This window comes from Rhodococcus gannanensis, from assembly GCF_042681175.1.
Classification (GTDB): domain Bacteria; phylum Actinomycetota; class Actinomycetes; order Mycobacteriales; family Mycobacteriaceae; genus Rhodococcus_G; species Rhodococcus_G gannanensis.
Map to the genome: position 1 here is coordinate 671,062 of NZ_JBHUFB010000010.1, position 18,980 is coordinate 690,041.

The following is an 18,980-nucleotide window of genomic DNA, read 5'->3' on the forward strand; positions in this document are numbered from 1 at the left end:
CCCCCGACAGTCCCGCGCACCGTCACGCAGCGGGTGACCTGCGCCACCGAGGTCGGGGCGACCGAGCGTCACGCGGGTCCGGTCGGCACAATGGCTGCGTGTCCGATCTGAAGGTTCATCGTTTCGGCCCCGAGCACGGGACCCAGGTGCTCGCCCTGCACGGCCTCACCGGCCACGGCAAGCGGTGGCGGCACCTCGCCGACGGGCACCTGCCGCAGGTTCGGATGATCGCCCCGGACCTGCGCGGTCACGGCCGCTCCACGTGGAGCCCGCCGTGGGGCATCGCGGACCAGGTCGACTCCCTGGTCGACCTGCTCGACGCCGAGGCCACCGGACCCGCGATCGTGGTCGGGCACTCGTACGGCGGGGCGATCGCGATGCATCTCGCCGCACGGGTCCCGGAGAAGGTACGGGCCCTGATCCTGCTCGACCCCGCGATGGGGCTGGATCCGGCGCGCATGCTCGAGGTCGCCGATCTGACGATGCGCTACCCCGACTACACCGACGCGGCCGAGGCACGGTCGGAGAAGGTCCACGGCGCGTGGGCGGACGTGGCGTCCGACGTGCTGGACGAGGAGATGGCCGAGCACCTCGTCGACCTGGAGAACGGACGGGTCGGCTGGCGCTACGCGGTGCCCGCCGTTGTCGCGTCCTGGGGCGAGCTGGCGCGCCCTGCCGTGCTGCCGCCCGCAACGATGCCGACGGTGCTGGTGCAGGCGATGCGGGTGCAACCGCCGTACGTGACGCCGCGCCTGCGTGCGGCGCTGGCCGAGCGCCTCGGCGACAACTTGACAGTCCTGGAGATGGACGTCGATCACATGGTCGCGAACGCCCGGCCCGGCGAGGTCGCCGCGCTGATCGAGAAGCTGCTCGGGCATGACTCCTGATCCTTCTCGGATGCACCCGGCGAAACGATCGCCGTCCGGCAAGCCCGAGGAGTCGCTCCGCGGGCTCCGCTCCTGCGCAGAAGAGGAGCCGAAACCGGGGTTGTATCGGTGACGATGACAACGCAGCCGGTCGGCGATCGGGCGCCGGGGGCGCCGACCAGAGGATCGGGAGGTATGCCGTAGTGGCCGCCACCACGGAGGAACAGGTCGAACGCGTCCGGGAGCTGGTCGCGGCGATCCCCGCGGGCCGGGTGAGCACGTACGGCGACCTCGCGGCGGCCTCCGGGTTGAGCTCCGCGCGGACGGTCGGGTGGATCATGCGGACCGACAGTTCGGACCTGCCCTGGCACCGCGTCGTCCCGGCATCGGGGCGACCTGCTCCGCACCTCGCCCGCAGGCAGTTGGAACGGCTTGCGGCCGAGGGTGTTCCGATCACGGACGGCCGGGTCGACCTGAAGGTGTGCCGGCACACCCACTGACGGGCGGCCACGAGCGCCCAGCCGATTGCCAGGCTGCGTCCACGGTCCGCCCAGGTTCGGTGCGTAGACATGAAGCCATGGACATCAACCACTTCCACAACGCCATCGACAACGCCTTCCCCATGCAGGGCGGCTTCGGACACCAGCAGCCGCTGCCCCCGATGCCTCAGCCTCAGCCGCAGCCGCAGGCGGCACCGTTCTTCGGCAGCTGACGCACCCGGCACCCGACCGTCAGACACTCCCCCGGAACACCCGGGGAATGGGCGCCCCTCCCACGCAGGGAGGGGCGCCCTTCGTGGATCGATGACCGGATCAGGCGGGCAGCGGCACGTTCTGGAGCCGAACCTGCCCGCGCGCGAGGGCATTCCCGGACTGTTCGCTGGTCACGGTGACGAGCCACAGCTGTTGGACGCGGCCCTGCTGCAGCGGCTCCGCGACGACGAGCGCCCGCTCGCCACCGTTCGACGAGCGGAGGAAGTCGGTGGCGTTGTGCACTCCGACCGCGAACTGTCCGCGGTCGACGACGGCCGCACTGGCGCCGATACTGGCCGCCGACTCGACCGCGGTGGCGTAGACGCCGCCGTGCACGACGCCCCACGGCGTGAAGTGCTCGTCGGTGAGGTCGATGTGCCCGGCGACCCTGGTGCCCGTCACCTCGTCCACGACGAGGCCCGCCGCGGCGACGAAGGCCCGTTCGGGCAGGGATCGGGCGGCGTCGAGGAAATCGGTTGTTGTCATACTTCGAGGCTAGCTTCTGAATCCACAGCCAGCAAGCGCTACGATGGCGCCATGGAGTGGCTGGAGACGAGCACCGAGAACTGCTCGGTGCAGCGCACCCTCGACGTGATCGGCGAGAAGTGGACGATGGTCGTCCTCCGCGAGGCGTTCAACGGTGTGCGCCGCTTCGACGACATGCACCGCCACATCGGCATGTCGGAATCCGTTCTCGCCGACCGGCTCCGCAAGCTCGTCGCCGCGGGAATCCTGCGCGTCGAGCCGTACCGGGAGGAGGGCAGGCGCTCGCGCAACGAGTACCGCCTGACCGACAAGGGCATGGACCTGCTGCCTGTGCTGATCGCCCTCCTGCAATGGGGCGACCGACACCTCGCCGACGGTGACGGCCCCGCCATGGTGGTGCGCGAACGATCCAGCGGAAGCCCCGTGCACGCGGTCGTCCGACCTGTCACGGAGGAGGGCCTGACCGCGCGTGAGACGGTCGGCACCCCCGGTCCCGGAGCCCGCGCACTCACCCACTGAGGCCGGACACCGTCACCCGTGCCGCCGTGCGACGATGAGCGCATGACCGCGGAACCCTGTGACGCCATCGTCCTCGCCGGCGGGTCCGGCAGTCGCATGGGCGGCGTCGACAAACCCGCCATCGAGGTCGGCGGACGCAGCATGCTGGCCACCGCACTCGCCGCGGTCGAGGACGCCGACGTGACCGTCGTCGTCGGACCGCATCGCGACGACCTCGACCCGTCGGTGCGACAGGCGCAGGAGTCCCCCCGCGGCGCCGGGCCCGTCGCCGCGCTCGCCGCGGGACTGCAGCAGTGCGGCACGGCGCCGATCGTCGCGGTGCTCGCGGCCGACCTGCCCACCATCACCGCCGAGGCCGTGGACAGGTTGCGCGAAGCGGTCGACACCACTGGCGCGGACGCCGCATTCGCCGTCGACGAGTCGGGGCGCGTGCAGTTCCTGCTCGGCGTGTGGCGGACCTCCGCGCTCAGCGAACGACTCACCGCGCTCGGCGGTCTCACCAACCAGCCGATGAAGTCCCTCGTCCCGGACAACGTCACCACCGTCGCGATGTCGGACATCTCCGACTGCGACACCGAAGCCGATCTGCTGGCGGCCCGCGCCCGCATCGCGCACACGCCGCTGTCGATCGCCGATGCCCGCACCACCCTGCGCGGGGCGATCGAATCGCTTCCGGCCCTTGAGCAGTCACCGATCGACGCGATCGGCGGCGCACTCGCACAGCCGCTCGTCGCGGCGGACGCCCTGCCGCGGGTCGACGTGTCCGCGATGGACGGCTACGCCGTGTCCGGACCGGGGCCGTGGCAACTCGACACCGCGATCCGGTACGCCGGATCCACCGACGAGGTCGTCCTGGACCCCGGCCACGCGGTGCGGATCGCCACGGGCGCACACGTTCCGGCCGGCGCGACCGCCGTGATCCGCGACGAGCACACCGACCTGGACGGAACGACGCTGTCCCACAAGGACGACACACCCGACCGTGACGACACCCGCCGTCGCGGCGAGGACTGGCACCCGGGCGTCACGCTCGCCGCGACGGGTACCCGCGTGACGGCGGCGCTCGCCTCGCTCGCCCGCAGCGCGGAGGTCACCGAACTCCTCGTACGCGGTCCGGTCCGCGCGCATATCGTAGTAACCGGCGACGAGATCCGCCGCGACGGACCCCTCCGCGACGGCCAGACCAGGGATTCACTCGGACCCGTTCTCCCGCATTATCTTTCGTGGTGCGGCATGCAGTCGAACGCGAGCACTCACCTGCGTGACACGGCGGGCGGGTTCGACGAACTCCTCGCTCCCGGGTCGACGGACACGGACGTCATCGTGATCGTGGGTGCCACCGGCGGCGGCGCCGCCGATCACCTGCGTCAGGCACTGAACCGAGCCGGCGCCCGCATCGTCGTCAGCCGGGTCCGCTGCAGGCCCGGTGGGTCACAGGTCGTCGCCGCGCTGCCGGACGAGCGCATCGTCATCGGACTGCCCGGCAACCCGTACGCCGCCGTCGCGACGATCCTGCTCACCGCTCCTGCGGTGGCGGCGGCGCTGATCGGGGCGCCGCGGCCGGCGGTGGTCACGGGTGCCGTTGCGAACGCTGCCGCGGTCGCCCCGAACGGAAGCCGTGGCGACACGCCGCGGATCGTTCCCGTGCACCGCAGGCCCGACGGAACCCTGGTCGCGGTCAACCAGGTACGGACCGCGCACCTCGGCGCCCTGGTCGGGGCCGAGGCGCTCGCGGTCATCGAACCGGCGACACCCGACGGTGGTGTCGTCGAACTGCTCCCGCTCCCGCGGTGACCGCCTCGACACCGGCGCGGTAGCGCGCGACGAGCAGCCGGACGAGGTCGGGATGGACGCCGAGAGGTTCGGCCACCCCGTCCGCGCCCGCATCGGCGAGACGCGAGTGGAACAGCCCGTGCGCCAACAGGTACGACGCGACGAACACCCGGCGGCCATGTTCCTCGCGCACCCGGGCGACGACGGCCGGAACACGCGGTTCGCCCGTCGCGACGTACCCGATCTCGACGCGATCTCGGGTCAGGTCCGCGAGCATCGCCGCCGCCCGCCGCACGTCCGCCAGTGCCCGCGGATCGGACGATCCCGCGGCAGCCAGCACGACCGCGTCACCCGGCTGCCACCCGGCCTCCCGGAGGCGGTGCAGCAGCACGGCTGCCAGCACCGGGTCCGGCCCCAATGCGGACGTCACGTGGACGTCGATGTTGCCCGAGTCCGCGACCTCGCGGGGGACGTCGGTGTGGACGTGGTACCCCGAGGCCAGGAACGCGGGCACCACCACGGCGGGGGCGTCCAGTTCGCGCAGCACTTCCGACGGGGACGGACCGAGGACGTCGACGAACGCGACGCGGGTCGTCCCCACGGATGCGGCGACCTCTTCCGCCAGCGCGGCGACGAGTTCGACGCCGCGGGCGCTACGGGTGCCGTGCGCGACCAGAACCAGCGCCGGTCGTTCGGAAGTCGATCTGCTCATCATCGTTTCCCGTCGTCGTCGCAGTCCGCGGGGTCGTCGACGGCAAGCCGATACCCGCGCTTGACCACGGTCTGCACGATCTTCGGCGCGCCGAGGCAGGAACGCAGCCGGGCGATCGCCGTCTCGACCGCGTGGGTGTCCCCTCCCCCGCCGGGCAGCACCGCCAGCAGCTCTTCGCGTGAGACGACCCGGCCGGGCCGCCGCGCGAGCGTCCGCATCAGCGACATGGCCGCGGGCGCCAGCTGCCGTACCTCGTCGTCGACCACGACACAGCTGCCGCGAACGCTCAGGTCGTGTCCGGCCGCGCGCACCTTCATCGCACGGCGCGGGAGTTCCTCCGCGATGTGCCGGGCCAGCGATCCGAGGCGGGCCCGCGTCGGCATCGTCGTCTGGACGCCGAGCGCTTCGAGGGGCGCCGCGGTGACGGGCCCGACGCACACTGCGAGCACCCGACCGCCGAACGCCGCGAGCAGCGGTTCGACGAGCCCGATCTCCTTGGCACGCATCAGCATCGAGGCCACCGCCGGGGCGCTGGTGAAGCTCACCGCGTCGAGGCCGCCGGTGACGGTCAGTTCGATCAGCCGGTCCATCGCCGCCTGATCCGGCGGCGGAGTCCAGCGATAGACGGGGACGGGCACGATCTCGGCGCCGGCGAGCCGGAGGACCTCGCAGAAGTCGGGCAGCGGTTCCCATTCTGTGGTGGCGCCGTGCAACTGCACGGCGATCCGCTTGCCCTCCACCCCTTCGGAGAGCAGATGGTCGAGGACCTCCGCGGAGGACTCGGACGCAGGCGACCACTCCTCCCGCAGATCGGCCGCCCTGATCGCGCCCTTCGCCTTCGGCCCGCGGGCGAGGATCCGGGATTCGCCCAGCGCAGCGCCCAGCTCCTCCGCGAGCCCCCAGCCGTCGACGGCTTCCATCCAACCGCGGAAGCCGATCCCCGTGGTCGCGACGGTGATCTCCGCCGGCCGCTCGATCAGTTCCCGGCTCACCCGCTCCAGCTCCGCGTCGTCGACGAGCGGAATGATGCGGATGGCGGGCGCATTGACGACCGTCGCACCCCGCCGCGTGAGCAGGGTACTGAACTCTTCCGAACGTCGGGCCGCGGTCACCCCGACGGTGAACCCCTTGAGGGGCTCACCGATCCGCGTCTCGTCGGTCGTCACGGTCACTCGCCGGTCGTGGCGGTGGAGTCACCCGCGGAGCCGCGCAGCGGGCTGTGGACCTGGACGACACCGGCCCACACCCGGACGCCGTACACGGGCAGGGACACCGACTCGTCGTCCAGGCACCGCCCGTCGACGAGCGAGAACGGTTGCTTGAGCAGCGGCGAGGTGACGATCGGCTCACCTGCGCGGTCGCCGACCAGGCCACGCGACATGACCGCGGCACGGCCGAACGGATCGATGTTCCCGACCGCGCGCAGCGATCCGTCGTCGAGCAGGAACAACGCCACCTGCTCGCCCCCGCTGAGCAGGACCGCGACGCCGCGACCCGGAATGAGCCGGCTGAGCGGGCACGCCGACGTCCACTCCAGTCTGCCGTCGTTCACACTGTCCCGACCGAAGTTCCTGGCGGCCCCGCTGCCGTGGTTCTCGGCGGCTGCACCCCCCGACTCGGTTTCTGGTGGCGTCGTCGAATCGATGACGGTCATCGGTGGTCCTCCCTGTAACAAGCTGCCCTCAATTTCTACGGAGCCGGTGTTACCCGACTGTTAAGGGCCGATTCCCTCGCGGTAAGCAGGTGAATGTCACGCCGGCATCGGGGGCATCCCCATCAGAACGGGCACCTTACGGGCCCCGGACTCGTCGAACGCCACCGTCGGGTCGGCCTCGTCGGGTGCGTTGACGAAGGACACGAACCGGGCCAGCTTCTCCGGATCCTCGAGCACGCCTGCCCACTCGTCCTTGTAACCGTGCACGTGCTTGGCCATCGCCGCCTCCAGCTCGTCGGCGATGCCGAGGCTGTCGTTGCAGACGACGTCCTTGAGGTGGTCGAGGCCGCCGTCCATCGCCTCGAGCCACGGCGCGGTGCGCTGCAGCCGGTCGGCGGTGCGGATGTAGAACATCAGGAAGCGGTCGATGTACTTGACCAGGGTCTCGTCGTCCAGCCCGCCCGCGAGCAGGACCGCGTGCTTCGGCGACTGTCCGCCGTTGCCGCAGACGTAGAGGTTCCAGCCGCTCTCGGTGGCGATGACCCCGACGTCCTTGCCGCGGGCCTCGGCGCACTCGCGCGCGCAGCCCGAGACGCCGAACTTGATCTTGTGGGGCGAGCGCAGGCCGCGATAGCGCATCTCCAGGTCGACGGCCATGCCGACGGAGTCCTGGACGCCGTAGCGGCACCAGGTCGAACCGACGCAGCTCTTCACGGTGCGCAGCGACTTGCCGTAGGCCTGACCGGACTCCATGCCGGCGTCGACGAGGCGCTTCCAGATCTGCGGCAGCTGTTCGACGCGGGCACCGAACATGTCGATGCGCTGACCGCCGGTCATCTTCACGTACAGACCGAAGTCGCGGGCGACCTCGCCGATCACGATCAGCTGCTCGGGCGTGCACTCACCACCGGGCATGCGCGGCACGACGGAGTAGGTGCCGTTCTTCTGGATGTTCGCGAGGAAGTGGTCGTTGGTGTCCTGCAGGCCCGCCTGCTGACGGTGCAGGATGTGGTCCGAATCGGTGGAGGCGAGGATCGACGCCACCACGGGCTTGCAGATGTCGCAGCCGGTTCCCTTGCCGTACTTGGAGATCAGCGCCGAGAAAGTGCGGGTGCCGGTGGCCTGGACGATCTGGAACAGCTCCGCGCGGGACTGCTCGAAGTGCTCGCACAGGGCCTTGCTGAGCACGACACCCGACGACGCCAGCAGCTGCTTGATCGTCGGCAGGCAGCCGCCGCAGGTGGTGCCCGCGTTGGTACACGCCTTGACCTGGGCGATGTCGCAGGCACCCTCGGCGATCGCGCCGCAGATGGTGCCCTTGGTGACCGCGTTGCAGGAGCAGACCTCGGCGTCGTCCGGCAGCGATCCGGCGCCCGGCTTCTCGCCCGCGGGCGAGATCAGCGCGGCGGGATCGCCCGGCAGCTCTCGGCCGACGAGGGGGCGCAGCGAGGCGTAGGCCGAGGCGTCGCCGACGAGGATGCCGCCGAGCAGGATCCTCGCGTCGTCGGAGACGACGAGCTTGGCGTAGGTTCCCTTGGCGGCGTCGTTCAGGACGACCTCGAGGGCACCCTCGGACTGCGCGTGGGCGTCACCGAAGCTCGCGACGTCGACGCCCATGAGCTTGAGCTTCGTCGACAGGTCGGCGCCGGGGAACTCGGCTGCGCCGCCGAGCAGGCGGTCGGCGACCACCTCGGCGGTGCTGTAGCCGGGCGCGACCAGGCCGTAGCAGACGCCCTCGACCGCGGCGACCTCGCCGACGGCGTAGATCGCGTCGTCGGAGGTACGGCAGCCGATGTCGGTGACGATGCCGCCGCGCGGACCGACCTCGAGGCCGGCGTCGCGGGCGAGCTGGTCCTGCGGGCGGACACCCGCGGAGAACACGAGGAGTGACGCGTCGATGACGGAGCCGTCGGACAGCTCGACCGCGATCCCGTCCGGGCCCTCCGTGATCGCCGCGGTGCCGACCCCGGTGTGCACGCTGACGCCGAGGTTCTCGACGAGGCGGGCGAGCAGCGCACCGCCGCCCTCGTCGACCTGGATCGGCATCAGACGCGGCGCGAACTCGACGACGTGCGGTGTCATGCCCATGAGCCGCAACGCATTCGCGGCCTCGAGGCCGAGCAGGCCGCCACCGACCACGACGCCGACGGCGCCCGGTCCGGCGGCGTCGGCGCGGGCGCGGATGCCGTCGAGATCGTCGATGGTGCGGTAGACGAAGCACTCGGGGCGGTCGTGGCCGGGGACCGGCGGCACGAAGGCGTACGAGCCCGTCGCCATCACGAGAGCGTCGTAGGAGAGGGTGTCGCCTGCCGAGGTGGTGACGGTGCGTGCGTCGCGGTCGATCGCATCGGCGCGGACGCCGGTGCGCAGGTCCACCATGGCGTCACCGTCGTACTCGTTGCCTGCGAGCGCGAGTTCCTTCGGATCCCACGCACCGACGTACGACGACAGGCCGACACGGTCGTAGGCGGGGAGGGTCTCCTCGCAGAGGACGGTGACCTTCCAGTCGCCTGCCTCGTCGCGGGACCGCATCGCCTCGACGAACCGGTGTCCGACCATTCCGTGGCCCACGACCACTACAGACTTGTGGCTCATGCCGCACCCTCTTCCTGGATCAATTCGTTGCATGTGTGGTGGTTGTCCCGGGACCGTGACTGGCGGTGCCCGGTTCGTGGGCCGCGGCCCGGCCGCCCGTTCACCGGGCGACCGGGGTACTGCGGCGGATCAGTCGGCGACCAGCGCCGGGGTCTTGTCCGCGATGAGCACGCCTTCCCGCGGGCGGCGCAGGAAGACGAACCAGGTGACGACCATGCAGGCGACGTAGAAGGCGAGGAACACCCAGAACGCCATGGTGGCCGACTTCGCGTCGCTGAGGTACGACGCGCGGAGCACGAGGTTGATGCCGACGCCACCGAGTCCGCCGATGGCTCCGGCGAAGCCGATCAGCGCACCGGACATGTTCCGCGACCACATGGCCTTGCCCTCGGCGTCGAGGTGATCGAGGCCCTGCGCCTTGGCCTCGAAGATCGACGGGATGATCTTGTAGACGGAGCCGTTGCCGATGCCCGACAGCAGGAACAGGGCGATGAAGCCGCCGACGAGCATCACCAGGACGCCGGTGCTCGCCGCGCCGGGGGTGCTGTCGTCGATCATGCTGGCGGTGACCAGCACGCCCGCGGCGAGGGTCATCGCGGCAAAGGTGTAGAGCGTGATCTTGCCGCCGCCGATGCGGTCGGCGAGCTTGCCGCCGTAGGGGCGGGCGATGGAGCCGAGCAGCGGGCCGATGAACGCGATCTGCGCGGTGTGCAGTGCGGCCTGCGCCGGAGTGTCGCCACCCGCGAGGAAGTTGATCTGCATGACCTGGCCGAACGCGAAGCTGTAGCCGATGAAGGACCCGAAGGTGCCGATGTAGAGGAAGGCGATGACCCAGGAGTCACTGAACTTGAGGGTCTTGCCCATCGCGGTCAGATCGGCCTTCTGGTTGCCCAGGTTGTCCATGAACAGGGCGGCGCCAACAGCTGCGAATCCACAGAACACGAGGTAGATCGCGCACACGATCCAGGCTTCGGTGTTGCCGACCGTCGCGATGACGAGGAGGCCGACGAGCTGGATCACCGGGACGCCGATGTTGCCGCCACCGGCGTTGAGACCGAGCGCCCAGCCCTTGAGCCGCTGCGGGTAGAAGGCGTTGATGTTCGTCATCGAGGAGGCGAAGTTTCCGCCGCCGACGCCGGCGATGGCCGCGACCACGAGGAACGTGGTGTACGAGTGACCGGGGTTGAGCATCAGGTAGAGGGTGCCGAACAGCGGCACCGCGAGTACGAGGGCACTGAAGACGGTCCAGTTGCGGCCACCGAACCGTGCCGTCGCGACGGTGTAGGGGATCCGGAGGATCGCGCCCACCAGGGTCGGGACCGCGACGAGGAAGAACTTGCCCGCGGCGTCGATTCCGTACACGTCCGTCGGCATGAACAGCACCATCACGGACCAGATCGACCAGACCGAGAATCCGACGTGCTCGGCGATCACGGACCAGATGAGGTTGCGCTTGGCGACGTCCTTGCCGCCGGCCTCCCATGCCTCGACGTCCTCGGCATCCCACTGCGCGATGTAGTGCTTGGGCGTCGCGACGGTTGTCGCGGCGCCCACGGTCACTGCTGCGTCGTCGTCCGAACGTGTGCTGGTCACCGAGCCTCCTCGTGGTGTTGGGGTGTGGCCCAAAACTACGAGCGGGATGTTGCCTCGGTGCTGCCGTCAGTGACTCTGCAATGAACTTGCTCTCACCCGGGCGAGACCGCCGGTGTGAGAACATTTTCGCAGGTGAACGGCATGTTACGGAGTGTGATGCGTGCCGCGTTCGGCGCTGTGAGAGTGCCAGGAGTCCTCGAGGAAGCGGGGCTTGCACGCGACCCGGCCCGCGATCATGACCACACAGACCGCGCACAGGAGCAGCGCGAACGGCCACGTCCACCCACCCGTGACGTCGTGCAGCACACCGAACATCAGCGGGCCGACACAGGCAACCGCGTATCCCAGCCCCTGCGTGAATCCCGACAGTGCCGCCGAACCGGCGGCGGTGCGGGTCCGCAGGTTGATCAGCGTCAGCGCCATCGGGAACGTGCTCGGGCCGAGTCCGACGGCCACGATCCACAGGATCGGGGCGGACATCGGCGCCCACAGCAGTCCGGCGAATCCGATCAGGTAGCTGACGCCACAGGCGACGACCACCGGGTACGGGTTGGCGATCCGGATGCACAGGGACGGCGCCCCGAGTGCGGCGATGAACCCGACCGCGCTGAACAGCGCGACCATCGAGCCTCCGAAGCCGGCGCTCGCACCCGCCTCGGTGAGGATCTTCGGGATCCACGTGAACATCGAGTACGTGATGAGCGAGGTCATGCCGAACATCCCGGCCATGCCCCACGCCACCGGTGACCGCCAGACCCGACCGGCGGGCTCGGCGCCTGCCGCGATCGCGGTGTCGTCGGCGGAACGTCCACGCCGGGCGGCGAGCACGCTCAGCCAGGGCAGCGCCGCCGCCACCGGGAGCAACGCCCAGACGCCGAGGGAGACCCGCCAGTCGTAGGCGTCCGCGAGCGGCACGGCGACCAGGGCGGGCATCGTGGTACCGATCTGCACGCACAGGATGTAGACGGTGCTCACCGCACCGATGCGGTCCGGGAAGTAGCGCTTGACCAGCGGCGGGACGACGACGTTGCCGATGCCCATGCCGCCGAGCGCGAGCGCGGAGAACACGAGCAGTGCGGCGGTCCCCGACATCGCGGGACGCACCGCGAGCCCGACGGCCGTCATCACCATCGCGGTGAGGACGACGACCTCGAGACCGAACCGCCTGGTCAGCCGCGGCGTGAGGATGCCGGACACCGCGAACATCGCGGTGGGCAGCATCCCGAAGAGTCCGACGACCGCCGAGTCGAACCCGACGTCGTGCCCGATCTCGTCGAGCAGCGGGGTCAGCGAGGTGACGGCGGTGCGGAGGGTGAGCGCGGACAGCACGATCGCGACGAGTACGACGACGCGACCCGCGATCAGCGACCTGGTTCGCGTCTCGTCGGTCTGGGCCGTCGCCTGCACGGTCACGGTTCACCTCGTGTTCTGGTCGAAGAAGGTCCGCGAGCGCGGATCGCAAAATCATAGGATGACTGGACGAATTGGGGCAACCGGTTAAGCTCGCGTGCGACGAACGCCACCGAGAAGGGCCACCGTGCAACCCGTACGCCGCACCAGCCTCATCGCGCAGGTCACCGAGCAGCTGCGCGCCGAGATCACCTCCGGCCGCTGGCCGGTCGGCGAGCGCATCCCCACCGAGCCTGCGCTCGCCGAACTCACCGGTACCGGCCGCAACACCGTCCGCGAGGCGGTGCAGGCCCTCGTGCACGCGGGCATGCTCGAACGCCGGCAGGGCTCGGGCACCTACGTGATCGCCACCAGTGACCTCGGCTGCACCCTCGGCAAGTACTTCGCCTCCGCACACGAACGCGACGTCCTCGAACTACGGCAGGCACTGGACGTCACCGCGGCGGCGCTCGCCGCCCGGCGCCGCGACGAGGCCGACGTCGAGAACCTGCGCACACTGCTCGAGCGCCGCAACGTGCTGTGGAACACCGCGGTGGACGCCGGGGACGCGGAACGACGAGCCGCGGTCGCCGCGGACCTCGCCCTGCACCGCGCAATCGTCGCAGCGAGCCACAACGAGGTCTACCTCGAGTTCTACGACTCCCTGCTGCCCGCCATCGAGCAGACCATCGACCGGCACCCGGTCGACGCCGCGAACTCGTTCGAGCCGCAGCACGCGGAACTGGTGCAGGCCGTGATCGACGCCGATCCCGAGCGCGCCGCGTCCGCGGCACGGCACTTCCTCACCGAACTGATCGCACTCCGCGGCCCCGCGGACTGACCGCACTCCGCGGCCCCGCGGACCGGCCGGCGTTGCGCGACCCCGCGCGCTGATCCACGATCGAACGGTGTCGACAGCCGAGCACCGTCCCCGGATCCGCCACGCGGCGCTCCGAGCGACGGACCCCGCCGCCGTGTACCGGATCATGCAGCTGCGGACCGCGGTGTTCGTCCACGAGCAGGGCATCGTGGAGGAAGCGGAACTCGACGGACGCGACCTCGACCCGACGACGACGCTGTACTGGTGCGAGGAGGCGGACGGCACCGTGCTCGCGACACTCCGTGTGCTGCGTGACGAACCGACACCGCACATCGGCCGGGTCGCAACCGCCGCCGACGCGCGTGGGCGTGGCCTCGCACGAGACCTCGTGCTCGCCGCACTCGCGGACTCCACCGGGCCGGTCGAGATCTCCGCACAGGCGTACCTGGAGAACTGGTACGCGGCACTGGGATTCGTGACCACCGGCCCCGGCTACGTGGAAGCGGGCATCGACCACGTCCCGATGCGGTGGACGCCGCCGGGCGACCGGGAAGCAAACGGACCGGACCTACGTTGAGCAGGAACATGAGTGCGAACGATCCCGTGCTGCAGGTGTTCCGACTGGGCACGCCGTGGCAGGCCGTCGACCCGTTCCTGTTCGTCGCCTATCACCTCGACGACTATCCGGAGGGCACGACAGACCTCGGCCCCGACGCCTCGCTCGCCGGACGCCCCCTCGGTCAGGACTTCGGCAACCCCGCAGGCTGGAACATGTACCACGGGCAGACGGTCCCCGGTTTCCCGCAACATCCGCACCGGGGCTTCGAGACCGTCACCCACGTCCGCCAGGGCATGGTTGACCATGCGGACTCCCTCGGCGCGACCGCCCGCTACGGCGACGGCGACACCCAGTGGCTGACCACCGGCCGCGGCGTCTCGCATTCCGAGATGTTCCCGCTCCTGGAACGAGACCGGCGCAACCCACTCGAACTGTTCCAGATCTGGGTGAACCTGCCCGCCGCGTCCAAGACGGCCGATCCGCACTTCTCGATGTTCTGGAGCGAGAAGACACCGCGTGTGGTCCACACCGACTCGGGCGGACGCAGCACGGAGGTCACCGTGGTCGCCGGCGCGTTCGGGGACACCGACGCCCTCGCTCCGCCACCCGAGTCATGGGCGTCGAACGAGATCGCGGACCTCGCGATCTGGCACCTGGAGTCCGCGGCCGACGCCGAGTTCACGCTGCCTGCCGCGGCGGGCCCGGACACGCACCGGGTGCTGTACGTGTACGAGGGTTCCTCGGTCCGCCTCGGTGACCCGGCCACCGCCGAGATCCCGGTCGGCACAGGCGTACTCGTCGACGCGACCGAGCCGGTGACGCTGACCGCCGGCCCGGGTGGGATCAAGATCCTGCTGCTGCAGGGACGACCGATCGGAGAACCCGTCGCCCAGCACGGGCCCTTCGTGATGAACGACGCCGCCGGGCTTCAGGAGGCGTTCGAGGATTACCGTCGCACCGGCTTCGGCGGGTGGCCGTGGCCCTCCGACGATCCCGTCCAGCCCGGCGACGCGGGCCGCTTCGCCCGGCATCCGGATGGTCGCCTCGACACCCCGTGACGCGGAGGATCGCTACAGGGAGGCCAGCACGTCCACTCGCTTGACCTTGCCGGTGGCGTTGCGGGGAAGCTCGTCGGTTCGGAAGACCCACCTCGTCGGAATCTTGTATCGCGCAATCCGCTCGGGCATGTATCCGATCAGGTCCTGCTCCGTCAGCTATCCGTTCCACTCCGCGCCGTCGGCACTCGAACGCAACCCGCGCTACACAGCGCATCGACGGACCGATCAGAACTGCCGTCGACCGCGCGACGCACGAACAATATAGAACGTAATTCTATCTATATGTAACGCCAGTCCGGATCAATACACAAGCGCTACTGCCGAGTAGCCGCCCGCTCAGGATTCGGGGAGAACGCGCTTCTCATCCACCGGGCAGAACCGACGCGTCGAACCCCGGCGCCGACACGATCGAGCGCAGGGAGAAACCGCACGACGACAGTCGGAGTCGTCTGTGCCCAAGGGTGATTCGATCGTCGCAGCGGTCCGGCCCGTCGTGCCTACTGGTCGCCGAGGACCAGCCGGCTCACGTCCTGGACGTTCCGGAGAGCCTCCGGAAACCCGATTCGCCCGGTGGTCCACAACACGAGCGAGTTCAGCATGGTGCTGCCGATCGACAGGGATGCGAGGCGCGCCCGTTCGGCGGGCACGCCGTCCATCAACTCGAACAGCGCCTTCCTGTTGACCGCCGATCGCTCGTCGAGTGTGTCGCGGACGTACGGATCGTCGGACGTCTGCAACTCGACCTCGAGTCGAGCGAAGTTCGGCCCGCGCTGGAACGCCTTCATCTGCCTCGTGTAGAGATCCAGTACTCGATCGAGCACCGACCCCGCGTGATGGCGGCCCGATTCGCGTTCCTCTGTCAGCCGTTCCGCAAGAATGTCGTTCCACGCCGCCATCGAGGCCGCGAGCAGGTGCTGCTTCGCAGGGAAGTAGCGGTACAGCGTCCCCAGCGCCACACCCGAGCGCTCGGACACCTCTCGCATCTGGATTCCGTCCGGCCCTGTGTCGGCGAGCATCTCGATCACCGTCGCGGTCAGGAGCTGCCGACGCCGACGCTGCGTGTCGGTCATGTCGTCGGGGCTCAGCGGCGCGGCAACGGGTTCGGTCACGAGCGCAGCCTAGTCCGCTCCCGCGGCGGACAGGGCCGTCCCGGGCGTCGGATCCACGAGGTGGGCGCCGAGAACCGCATCCAGCTCGCCCTGATTCCACCGCGACGCCGACCTCAGGCTCGCCGCCACCGTCGGCGGGCCCATCACGTCGATCCGGTCGCCGTACGCCACCAGAACGCGGCCGGTGACGCCGTCGGCGACGGGGGACGCGAGGTAGGCGACGAGCGGTGCAACGTGCTCGGTGGACAGCGGGTCCTCCCCCGTATCCGGGCCCGGACCGAACACCTCGCTGGTCATGGCCGTCCGTGCGCGCGGGCAGATGGCGTTGGCCCGCACCCCGAACGACTCGCATCCGCGCGCCGTCGACATCGTCAGGGCGACGACGCCTGCCTTCGATGCCGCGTAGTTGGCGGCACCCGGCGGACCCGACGCGTACGCCTCCGACGAGGTGTTGACGATGCGGGCGTAGACCGGTCCACCGGATTCCTTCGCGCGCCGGCGCCAGTGGTCGGTGGCGGCGCGGGTGGTGAGGAACGTGCTGCGAAGATTGATCCGCAGCACGTCGTCCCACTCGTCGGCGGACATGTTGAACACCATGCGATCCCGAACTATCCCGGCGTTGTTGACCACGACGTCCAGCCGGCCGAACCGCTCGACCGCGAGCGCGACGAGCCGGTCCGCCGTTGACTGCTCGCCGATGTCGCCGACGCACGTCACGACCGATCCACCGACGCCGCGGATCTCGTCGGCGACGTCGTGCAGCCGCTCACCGCGCGCATTGATCACGAGATCGGCGCCCGCTCGCGCGAGGGCCAGCGCCTCGGCCCGGCCGAGACCCGCACTGGCTCCGGTCACGATCGCGGTCCGGCCGGCCAGCACTCGCTCCGTCATCGCGCCTCCCTCGGGAGCCCGAGGATCTGTTCGGCGATCACGTTCAGCTGGATCTCCAGGGTGCCACCGCCGATGAGCAGCGACGGTGTCGACAGGTACGCCTTGGCCGCGCGCCCGCCGCCGGACACGTCCGGGCCGAGGCTCCCGACTGCAGCCTCCGGTCCGAACCACTCGAGCACCTGCGCGGCAGCCTCCGTGATGTGGCGAGCCGATGCGGCCTTCAGCACGCTCGCCTCGACGCCCGGATTCAGGCCGGACAGTCGCTTGAGGACACCACGATGTGCGAGCGCGTCCAGCGCCCCGGTGGTGGCGGTGATCCGGCCGAGGGCAGGCAGCGCCTCCTGCCGGGCGGCCGGGTCGAGGGCCCGCGCCACCTCCACGGGATCCAGCCGGTGCCCGCCCGCGACGGGAGTGGCTCCCATGGCGACACGTTCGTTGGCGAGCGTCGTGCGGGCCACCGTCCACCCCTCACCCGGCGCACCCACCAGGTCGGCGTCCGGGACGAACACTCCGTCGAGGGTCACCTCGTTGAACATGCTGTCGCCGTTGGCTTCCCGCAACGGCCGAACCTCGACTCCGGCTGCCGACATGTCGACGAGGAAGAAGCTGATCCCACGATGCCTGGGTGCGTCCCGATCGGTGCGCGCGAGGCAGATCCCCCAGTGCGCCTCGTGCGCCTTGGACGTCCACACCTTGCTGCCGTCGATCCGCCAACCGCCGTCGACCTTGGTGGCGAAGGTCGTCAGCGATGCCAGGTCGGACCCGGCGCCCGGCTCCGAGAACAACTGACACCAGACGATCTCTCCGCGCAGCGTCGGTGCGACGAGCCGCCGCATCTGGTCCTCGGTCCCGTACCGGAGGACGGACGGCAGCGCCCACTCGCCGACCACCGTGCGGGGTTGCTCGACGCCTGCTCGCGCGAACTCCTCTGCGATGATCAGCTGCCCGGCCGTGTCCGCTCCCAGCCCGTAGGGCTCCGGGTAGTGCGGCGAGACGAGGCCGCGGTCGGCGAGCAACACGCGCGCCGCTGCCGGGTCGAGTCCTTGTGACTCCGCGATCGTCGCCGCCACCCCGGCACGGAACTCGGGCCGGTCCTCGTACCCGAGGACCGCCTCCCGTGCCGTGGTCGACGCCAGTTCACCGGCCCGCCGGGCCCACGAGTCCTGCGAGCCGCCGAGCGCGAGCAGGCTCACGACACGACGCCAGTAGAGGTGGATGTCGTGTTCCCAGGTGTTGCCGATGCCGCCGAGGACGGTCAGCGAATCGAGGACGACGTCGACGGCCTCACGCCGCACCACCGTCGCGGTGCGTGCCGCGGCGAGTTCGATCTGGGCGAGGTCGCCGCGATCCGCGGCCATCGCCGCGTCCCACACGGCGCTGGTCATCACCTCGACGCGGATGAGCAACTGCGCGCACTTGTGCTTGATCGCCTGGAACGAGCCGATGGGACGGCCGAACTGCTCCCGGACCCTCGCGTAGGCGAGCCCGGTTTCCTGAGCCCACCGGGCGACTCCCACGGCTTCTGCGCACTGCAGGAGCACGGCCAGTGCCGCGACCTCGTCCTCGCTGGCGGCGAGGACGTGCTCGGCGGGAATCCGCACCTCGGACAACCGCACCCGGCCGATGTCCCGGGTCAGGTCGACGCCCGTCTCGGCGACGATCTCCACGCCCACGTCGCCGGCCGACACGACGAACCACACCGCCTTCTCCCGGCATCGCCCTGCGAGAACGAGAACGTCGGCGCCGATCGCTCCGAGCACCAGGCCGGTCTCGCCGGTCGCCACGACCTCGTCGCCGTCACCGTCGAGAACGACCGTTCCCGGGTCCAGTGCGACCGTTCCGGTGCCGCCGGTGGCCAGGCCCGGCAGCAGGGTCTTGCGGGCCGCGTCGGTGCCGTGTGCCTGGACGACGGCACTGGCCGTCACCGTCGGCAGCAGCGGTCCCGGCAGCAGGCCGTGACCTGACCGCTCCAGGGCGACCGCGAGTTCGAGCACCCCCGCGCCTGCCCCGTCGTACTCCTCGGCAAGATGCAGGGACGGAATCCCCATGCCCACCAACTGGTCCCAGAAGGCGGGCCGTTCTCCGCGAGCGAGCACGTCGAACTGCCCACGGGTCCGTTCCACGGGTGCCTCGCGGGCGACGAATCGCGCGAGCGCGTCGGCGAGCGCGTCGTGATCTGCTCCGATACCGATCGGCATGTCCGA

General features: G+C 70.3%; 18 protein-coding genes. 8 read left to right on the forward strand and 10 right to left on the reverse strand.

Annotated features, from left to right (window positions below; all coding sequences use genetic code 11):
- Positions 1-98: 98 nt before the first annotated feature.
- The 3 genes from ACFSJG_RS14185 to ACFSJG_RS14195 all read left to right on the forward strand — a co-directional run bounded on the left by ACFSJG_RS14185 (position 99) and on the right by ACFSJG_RS14195 (position 1,578).
- Positions 99-887 (forward strand): alpha/beta fold hydrolase, encoded by a 789-nt coding sequence (locus tag ACFSJG_RS14185; protein WP_378485833.1) that lies wholly within the window; start codon positions 99-101, stop codon positions 885-887.
- Positions 888-1,069: 182 nt separating this feature from the next.
- Positions 1,070-1,366: an MGMT family protein gene (locus ACFSJG_RS14190; RefSeq protein ID WP_378485834.1), complete on the forward strand. Its 297-nt coding sequence runs from the start codon at positions 1,070-1,072 to the stop codon at positions 1,364-1,366.
- A 77-nt stretch (positions 1,367-1,443) separates the two neighbouring features.
- On the forward strand, positions 1,444-1,578 hold the full coding sequence (locus ACFSJG_RS14195; protein WP_378485835.1) for a hypothetical protein: 135 nt from the start codon (positions 1,444-1,446) through the stop codon (positions 1,576-1,578).
- 100 nt (positions 1,579-1,678) lie between these two features.
- Here the strand turns inward: ACFSJG_RS14195 and ACFSJG_RS14200 are convergent, their stop codons facing one another.
- Positions 1,679-2,104, reverse strand: coding sequence for a PaaI family thioesterase (locus tag ACFSJG_RS14200; RefSeq protein WP_378485836.1), 426 nt, complete (start codon positions 2,102-2,104; stop codon positions 1,679-1,681).
- 51 nt (positions 2,105-2,155) lie between these two features.
- Here ACFSJG_RS14200 and ACFSJG_RS14205 point away from each other — a divergent pair, with 51 nt between their 5' ends.
- Both ACFSJG_RS14205 and ACFSJG_RS14210 read left to right on the forward strand, forming a co-directional pair.
- The gene (locus tag ACFSJG_RS14205) at positions 2,156-2,623 is read left to right on the forward strand and encodes a winged helix-turn-helix transcriptional regulator (protein ID WP_378485837.1); all 468 of its coding nucleotides are present in this window, start codon (positions 2,156-2,158) and stop codon (positions 2,621-2,623) included.
- A gap of 42 nt (positions 2,624-2,665) precedes the next feature.
- Positions 2,666-4,417 carry an NTP transferase domain-containing protein gene (locus ACFSJG_RS14210; RefSeq protein WP_378485838.1) on the forward strand — a complete coding sequence of 584 codons (1,752 nt, stop codon included), beginning with the start codon at positions 2,666-2,668 and terminating at the stop codon, positions 4,415-4,417.
- On the opposite strand, the gene ACFSJG_RS14215 is transcribed toward ACFSJG_RS14210, so the two are convergent.
- The 6 genes from ACFSJG_RS14215 to ACFSJG_RS14240 form a co-directional block, all read right to left on the reverse strand.
- Positions 4,359-5,108, reverse strand: a complete 750-nt coding sequence (locus ACFSJG_RS14215; protein ID WP_378485839.1) for a sirohydrochlorin chelatase — start codon at positions 5,106-5,108, stop codon at positions 4,359-4,361. The genes ACFSJG_RS14210 and ACFSJG_RS14215 overlap by 59 nt on opposite strands.
- On the reverse strand, positions 5,108-6,280 hold the full coding sequence (locus tag ACFSJG_RS14220) for a uroporphyrinogen-III synthase (RefSeq protein WP_378485840.1): 1,173 nt from the start codon (positions 6,278-6,280) through the stop codon (positions 5,108-5,110). The genes ACFSJG_RS14215 and ACFSJG_RS14220 overlap by 1 nt, the downstream gene beginning before the upstream one ends.
- Positions 6,277-6,762 (reverse strand): nitrite reductase small subunit NirD, encoded by a 486-nt coding sequence (gene nirD / locus ACFSJG_RS14225; RefSeq protein ID WP_378485841.1) that lies wholly within the window; start codon positions 6,760-6,762, stop codon positions 6,277-6,279. The genes ACFSJG_RS14220 and nirD overlap by 4 nt, the downstream gene beginning before the upstream one ends.
- A gap of 96 nt (positions 6,763-6,858) precedes the next feature.
- Positions 6,859-9,357 (reverse strand): nitrite reductase large subunit NirB, encoded by a 2,499-nt coding sequence (gene nirB / locus ACFSJG_RS14230; protein WP_378485842.1) that lies wholly within the window; start codon positions 9,355-9,357, stop codon positions 6,859-6,861.
- 129 nt (positions 9,358-9,486) lie between these two features.
- The gene (locus tag ACFSJG_RS14235; protein WP_378485993.1) at positions 9,487-10,917 is read right to left on the reverse strand and encodes an MFS transporter; all 1,431 of its coding nucleotides are present in this window, start codon (positions 10,915-10,917) and stop codon (positions 9,487-9,489) included.
- 177 nt (positions 10,918-11,094) lie between these two features.
- Positions 11,095-12,363, reverse strand: coding sequence for a CynX/NimT family MFS transporter (locus ACFSJG_RS14240; RefSeq protein ID WP_378485843.1), 1,269 nt, complete (start codon positions 12,361-12,363; stop codon positions 11,095-11,097).
- 124 nt (positions 12,364-12,487) lie between these two features.
- On the opposite strand from ACFSJG_RS14240, the gene ACFSJG_RS14245 reads away from it, so the two are divergent.
- The 3 genes from ACFSJG_RS14245 to ACFSJG_RS14255 all read left to right on the forward strand — a co-directional run bounded on the left by ACFSJG_RS14245 (position 12,488) and on the right by ACFSJG_RS14255 (position 14,776).
- Positions 12,488-13,180, forward strand: coding sequence for a FadR/GntR family transcriptional regulator (locus ACFSJG_RS14245; RefSeq protein ID WP_378485844.1), 693 nt, complete (start codon positions 12,488-12,490; stop codon positions 13,178-13,180).
- A gap of 145 nt (positions 13,181-13,325) precedes the next feature.
- Entirely contained in the window at positions 13,326-13,736 is a 411-nt protein-coding gene (locus ACFSJG_RS14250) for a GNAT family N-acetyltransferase (protein WP_378485994.1), read from the forward strand.
- 8 nt (positions 13,737-13,744) lie between these two features.
- Entirely contained in the window at positions 13,745-14,776 is a 1,032-nt protein-coding gene (locus ACFSJG_RS14255) for a pirin family protein (protein ID WP_378485845.1), read from the forward strand.
- A gap of 497 nt (positions 14,777-15,273) precedes the next feature.
- On the opposite strand, the gene ACFSJG_RS14260 is transcribed toward ACFSJG_RS14255, so the two are convergent.
- Genes ACFSJG_RS14260 through ACFSJG_RS14270 form a run of 3 tightly spaced genes read right to left on the reverse strand, consistent with a single transcriptional unit; the run spans position 15,274 to position 18,974 of the window.
- A complete protein-coding gene (locus ACFSJG_RS14260; RefSeq protein ID WP_378485995.1) occupies positions 15,274-15,846 on the reverse strand; it encodes a TetR family transcriptional regulator in 573 nt (190 codons plus the stop codon).
- Positions 15,847-15,894: 48 nt separating this feature from the next.
- Positions 15,895-16,776, reverse strand: a complete 882-nt coding sequence (locus ACFSJG_RS14265; protein ID WP_378485846.1) for an SDR family NAD(P)-dependent oxidoreductase — start codon at positions 16,774-16,776, stop codon at positions 15,895-15,897.
- Positions 16,773-18,974: an acyl-CoA dehydrogenase gene (locus ACFSJG_RS14270; RefSeq protein ID WP_378485847.1), complete on the reverse strand. Its 2,202-nt coding sequence runs from the start codon at positions 18,972-18,974 to the stop codon at positions 16,773-16,775. The genes ACFSJG_RS14265 and ACFSJG_RS14270 overlap by 4 nt, the downstream gene beginning before the upstream one ends.
- Positions 18,975-18,980: the final 6 nt, after the last annotated feature.

What these genes read in the sequence shown, in the direction of transcription:
- ACFSJG_RS14195 (WP_378485835.1), top strand. Translation starts at nt 1,444, where the DNA reads ATGGACATCAACCACTTCCACAACGCCATCGACAACGCCTTCCCCATG.
- ACFSJG_RS14200 (WP_378485836.1), bottom strand. Translation starts at nt 2,104, where the DNA reads ATGACAACAACCGATTTCCTCGACGCCGCCCGATCCCTGCCCGAACGG.
- ACFSJG_RS14205 (WP_378485837.1), top strand. Translation starts at nt 2,156, where the DNA reads ATGGAGTGGCTGGAGACGAGCACCGAGAACTGCTCGGTGCAGCGCACC.
- ACFSJG_RS14210 (WP_378485838.1), top strand. Translation starts at nt 2,666, where the DNA reads ATGACCGCGGAACCCTGTGACGCCATCGTCCTCGCCGGCGGGTCCGGC.
- ACFSJG_RS14215 (WP_378485839.1), bottom strand. Translation starts at nt 5,108, where the DNA reads ATGAGCAGATCGACTTCCGAACGACCGGCGCTGGTTCTGGTCGCGCAC.
- nirD (WP_378485841.1), bottom strand. Translation starts at nt 6,762, where the DNA reads ATGACCGTCATCGATTCGACGACGCCACCAGAAACCGAGTCGGGGGGT.
- nirB (WP_378485842.1), bottom strand. Translation starts at nt 9,357, where the DNA reads ATGAGCCACAAGTCTGTAGTGGTCGTGGGCCACGGAATGGTCGGACAC.
- ACFSJG_RS14250 (WP_378485994.1), top strand. Translation starts at nt 13,326, where the DNA reads ATGCAGCTGCGGACCGCGGTGTTCGTCCACGAGCAGGGCATCGTGGAG.
- ACFSJG_RS14255 (WP_378485845.1), top strand. Translation starts at nt 13,745, where the DNA reads ATGAGTGCGAACGATCCCGTGCTGCAGGTGTTCCGACTGGGCACGCCG.
- ACFSJG_RS14260 (WP_378485995.1), bottom strand. Translation starts at nt 15,846, where the DNA reads ATGACCGACACGCAGCGTCGGCGTCGGCAGCTCCTGACCGCGACGGTG.
- ACFSJG_RS14265 (WP_378485846.1), bottom strand. Translation starts at nt 16,776, where the DNA reads ATGACGGAGCGAGTGCTGGCCGGCCGGACCGCGATCGTGACCGGAGCC.
- ACFSJG_RS14270 (WP_378485847.1), bottom strand. Translation starts at nt 18,974, where the DNA reads ATGCCGATCGGTATCGGAGCAGATCACGACGCGCTCGCCGACGCGCTC.